We start from the raw sequence: 4,312 nt of genomic DNA on the forward strand, positions 1-4,312 counted from the left end.
GAGTACGTGAAGCTGAAAGTCGGTGCGAACCTCGAGGACGACATCCGCCGCGTGACGATCGCGCGCGAGGTGATCGGCCCCGACCGCAAGCTGATGATCGACGCGAACCAGGTGTGGGAAGTCGACGAGGCGATCGACTGGGTGCGCGAACTCGCGTTCGCGCGGCCGTGGTTCATCGAGGAGCCGACGAGCCCCGACGACGTCGAGGGGCATCGCAAGATCCGCGAGGCGATCGCGCCGGTGCAGGTCGCGACCGGCGAGATGTGCCAGAACCGCGTGCTGTTCAAGCAGTTCATCGCGCGCGGCGCGATCGACGTCGTGCAGATCGACGCGTGCCGGCTCGGCGGCGTGAACGAGATTCTCGCGGTGATGCTGATGGCCGCGAAGTACGGGCTGCCGGTGTGCCCGCACGCGGGCGGCGTCGGGCTGTGCGAGTACGTGCAGCACCTGTCGATGATCGACTACGTGTGCATTTCCGGTACGAAGGAAGGGCGCGTGACCGAGTACGTCGATCACCTGCACGAGCATTTCGTCGAACCGTGCGTGGTGCGCGGCGCGGCGTACATGCCGCCGACGGCGCCCGGTTTCTCGATCGAGATGAAGCCCGAATCGCTGGAGCAGTACCGGTTCCGCGGCTGAGCAGGGCAATGCACGACGGCGCGCCATTTGCATGGCGTGCGTCGTGGGCATCGTGCGCGGCGACAACATGAACGACGGAGACGCGAAGTGGATTTGAATCTGCAAGACAAGGTCGTGATCGTGACCGGCGGCGCGTCGGGTATCGGCGCCGCGATCTCGATGCGGCTGGCCGGTGAAGGCGCGGTTCCCGTGGTGTTCGCGCGCCACGCGCCGGACGACGGCTTCTGGCGCGAGCTCACGCAGCAACAGCCGCGCGCCGCGTGCGTCACTGTCGAACTGCAGGACGACGCACAGTGCCGCGACGGCGTCGCGCAGACCCTCGCGCGCTTCGGCCGTATCGACGGCCTCGTCAACAACGCGGGCATCAACGACAGCATCGGGCTCGACGCCGGGCGCGATGCGTTCGTCGCGTCGCTCGAACGCAACCTGATCCACTACTACGTGATGGCGCACTACTGCGTGCCGCACCTGAAGGCGGCGCGTGGCGCGATCGTCAACGTCTCGTCGAAGACGGCCGTGACCGGGCAGGGCAACACGAGCGGCTATTGCGCGTCGAAGGGCGCGCAACTCGCGCTGACGCGCGAATGGGCCGTCGCATTGCGCGACGACGGCGTGCGCGTGAACGCGGTGATTCCGGCCGAGGTGATGACGCCGCTCTATCAGAACTGGATCGCCGGCTTCGACGATCCGCAAGCGAAGGTCGCGGAAATTGCCGGCAAGGTGCCGCTCGGCCAGCGCTTCACGACGGCCGACGAGATCGCCGATACAGCGGTGTTCCTGCTGTCGGAGCGTGCGTCGCACACGACGGGCCAGTGGTTGTTCGTCGACGGCGGCTACACGCATCTCGATCGTGCGATCAGCTGAGGGCCGCGCGCGATGCAACCCGACCTGAACCCGAACACCACGCAGCCGCTGATCGCGCTGACCGGCATCGGCAAGCGCTTTCCGGGCGTGCAGGCGCTCGACGATTGCCGTTTCGACCTGCGCGCGGGCGAAGTGCATGCGCTGATGGGCGAGAACGGCGCCGGCAAGTCGACGCTGATGAAGATCCTCGCGGGCGTCTACCAGCGCGACGCGGGCGAGATCCGGATGGACGGCCGCCCGGTGGAGATCGCCGACCCGCGTGCCGCGCAGGCGCTCGGCATCGGCATCATCCATCAGGAGCTGAACCTGATGAACCACCTGAGCGTCGCGCAGAACATCTTCATCGGCCGCGAGCCGCGCGGCCGCTTCGGCGTGTTCGTCGACGAAGAGAAACTCAACCGCGACGCCGCCGCGATCTTCCAGCGGATGCGGCTCGATCTCGATCCGCGCACGCCGGTCGGCCGGCTGACGGTCGCGAAGCAGCAGATGGTCGAGATCGCGAAGGCGCTGTCGTTCGACTCGCGCGCGCTGATCATGGACGAGCCGACCGCCGCGCTGAACAACGCGGAAATCGCCGAGCTGTTCCGCATCATCCGCGACCTGCGCGCGCATGGGGTCGGCATCATCTACATCTCGCACAAGATGGACGAGTTGCGCCAGATCGCCGATCGCGTGACCGTGATGCGCGACGGCAAGTACGTCGCGACCGTGCCGATGGCTGACACGTCGATGGAATCGATCATCTCGATGATGGTCGGCCGCCAGCTCGATACGGAAACCCGCACGCCGCCCGATACGTCCGGGAACGAGATTGCGCTCGAAGTGCGCGGGCTGTCGCGCGGCCGCGCGATCCGCGACGTCGGCTTCACGCTGCGGCGCGGCGAGATCCTCGGCTTCGCCGGGCTGATGGGCGCGGGCCGTACCGAGGTCGCGCGCGCGGTGTTCGGCGCGGATCCGGTCGATGCGGGCGAGATCCGCGTGCATGGCCGGGCCGTGACGATCCGCACGCCGGCCGACGCGGTGAAATATGGCATCGGCTACCTGTCCGAGGATCGCAAGCACTTCGGGCTCGCGATCGGGATGGACGTGCAGAACAACATCGCGCTGTCGAGCATGCGCCGCTTCGTGCGCCGCGGCCTGTTTCTCGATGCGCGCGGGATGCGCGACGCCGCGCGGTCGTACGTGCGGCAGCTCGCGATCCGCACGCCGTCGGTCGCGCAGCCCGCGCGGCTCTTGTCGGGCGGCAACCAGCAGAAGATCGTGATCGCGAAATGGCTGCTGCGCGACTGCGACATCCTGTTCTTCGACGAGCCGACGCGCGGCATCGACGTCGGCGCGAAAAGCGAAATCTACAAGCTGCTCGACGCGCTCGCCGCCGACGGCAAGGCGATCGTGATGATCTCGTCGGAATTGCCCGAGGTGCTGCGCATGAGCCACCGGATTCTCGTGATGTGCGAAGGCCGCGTGACCGGCGAATTGCGCGCGGCCGACGCCACGCAGGAAAAGATCATGCAGCTCGCGACGCAGCGCGAGTCGACCGTGTTGTCCTGATTGCCTTGACTGTCCCGATTCAGACGCCTAACGATCATGTCCAACGATACGCATCCCGTTCCGCCCCTCGCCACCGGCGACACGCCGGCCGCCGCATCGAGCCTGAAATCGCGCTTCTTCAACCCGGCCGCGCGGCAGAAGCTGCTCGCGTTCGCGAGCCTCGTGCTGCTGATCGTGTTTTTCAGCTTCGCGTCGTCGAACTTCCTCGAAGTCGACAACCTCGTGTCGATCCTGCAGGCCACCGCCGTCAACGGCGTGCTGGCCGTCGCCTGCACGTACGTGATCATCACGTCCGGCATCGACCTGTCGGTCGGCACGCTGATGACGTTCTGCGCGGTGATGGCCGGCGTCGTGCTGACGAAGTGGGGGATGCCGCTGCCGCTCGGGATTCTGGCCGCGTTGTGCTTCGGCGCGCTGTCGGGCTGCGTGTCGGGCTTCGTGATCGCGAAGATGAAGGTGCCGCCGTTCATCGCGACGCTCGGCATGATGATGCTGCTCAAGGGACTGTCGCTCGTGATCTCGGGCACGCGGCCGATCTACTTCAACGACACGCCGGGCTTCACGTCGATCGCGCAGGATTCGCTGATCGGCAACCTCATTCCCGCGCTGCCGATTCCCAACGCGGTGCTGATCCTGTTTCTCGTCGCGATCGGCGCGTCGATCGTGCTGAACCGGACCATCTTCGGCCGCTACACGTTCGCGCTCGGCAGCAACGAGGAGGCGCTGCGGCTGTCCGGCGTGAACGTCGATGCGTGGAAGATCGCCGTCTATACGTTCAGCGGCGCGGTGTGCGGGATCGCCGGCCTGCTGATCGCGTCGCGGCTGAACTCGGCGCAGCCGGCGCTCGGGCAGGGCTACGAGCTCGATGCGATCGCGGCCGTCGTGATCGGCGGCACGTCGCTGTCGGGCGGCGCGGGCAGCATCGTCGGCACCATCATCGGCGCGTTCATCATGAGCGTGCTGACCAACGGCCTGCGCATCATGTCGGTCGCACAGGAATGGCAGACGGTCGTGACGGGCGTGATCATCATTCTCGCCGTCTACGTGGACATCCTGCGCCGGCGTCGCCGCTGACGCCGATACCGAGGCGCCAGGGCATGGGCTTCACCGCCGGCCGGGCCGGCATTTCAGTCGATACCAACCAAGGAGACGCGAAGTGATCAGGAGCAAGGTGTTGAACGCGATCGTCGGGCTGACGTTCGCCGCCGGCGTCACGGCCGGTGCGCAGGCGCAGGAAACCTATATCCCGCTGATCTCG

The 4,312-nt window shown here is 66.9% G+C and carries 4 protein-coding genes and 1 pseudogene; all 5 read left to right on the forward strand.

What is annotated here, in order from left to right; genetic code table 11:
- Positions 1-639: enolase C-terminal domain-like protein (locus tag JMF90_RS26400; RefSeq protein WP_305790758.1), on the forward strand; the 639-nt coding region annotated here is incomplete at its 5' end.
- Positions 640-726: 87 nt separating this feature from the next.
- Positions 727-1,503, forward strand: a complete 777-nt coding sequence (locus tag JMF90_RS26405; RefSeq protein WP_011547135.1) for an SDR family oxidoreductase — start codon at positions 727-729, stop codon at positions 1,501-1,503.
- A 12-nt stretch (positions 1,504-1,515) separates the two neighbouring features.
- Entirely contained in the window at positions 1,516-3,054 is a 1,539-nt protein-coding gene (locus JMF90_RS26410; protein ID WP_011547136.1) for a sugar ABC transporter ATP-binding protein, read from the forward strand.
- Between the two features lie 36 nt (positions 3,055-3,090).
- Positions 3,091-4,128, forward strand: a complete 1,038-nt coding sequence (locus JMF90_RS26415; RefSeq protein WP_006480700.1) for an ABC transporter permease — start codon at positions 3,091-3,093, stop codon at positions 4,126-4,128.
- A gap of 82 nt (positions 4,129-4,210) precedes the next feature.
- A pseudogene (locus tag JMF90_RS26420) lies at positions 4,211-4,312 on the forward strand (BMP family ABC transporter substrate-binding protein); the annotation flags it as partial.

Origin of the sequence: Burkholderia sp. E168m23 (assembly GCF_016586125.1) — a bacterium.
In the GTDB taxonomy this organism is placed as follows: domain Bacteria; phylum Pseudomonadota; class Gammaproteobacteria; order Burkholderiales; family Burkholderiaceae; genus Burkholderia; species Burkholderia orbicola.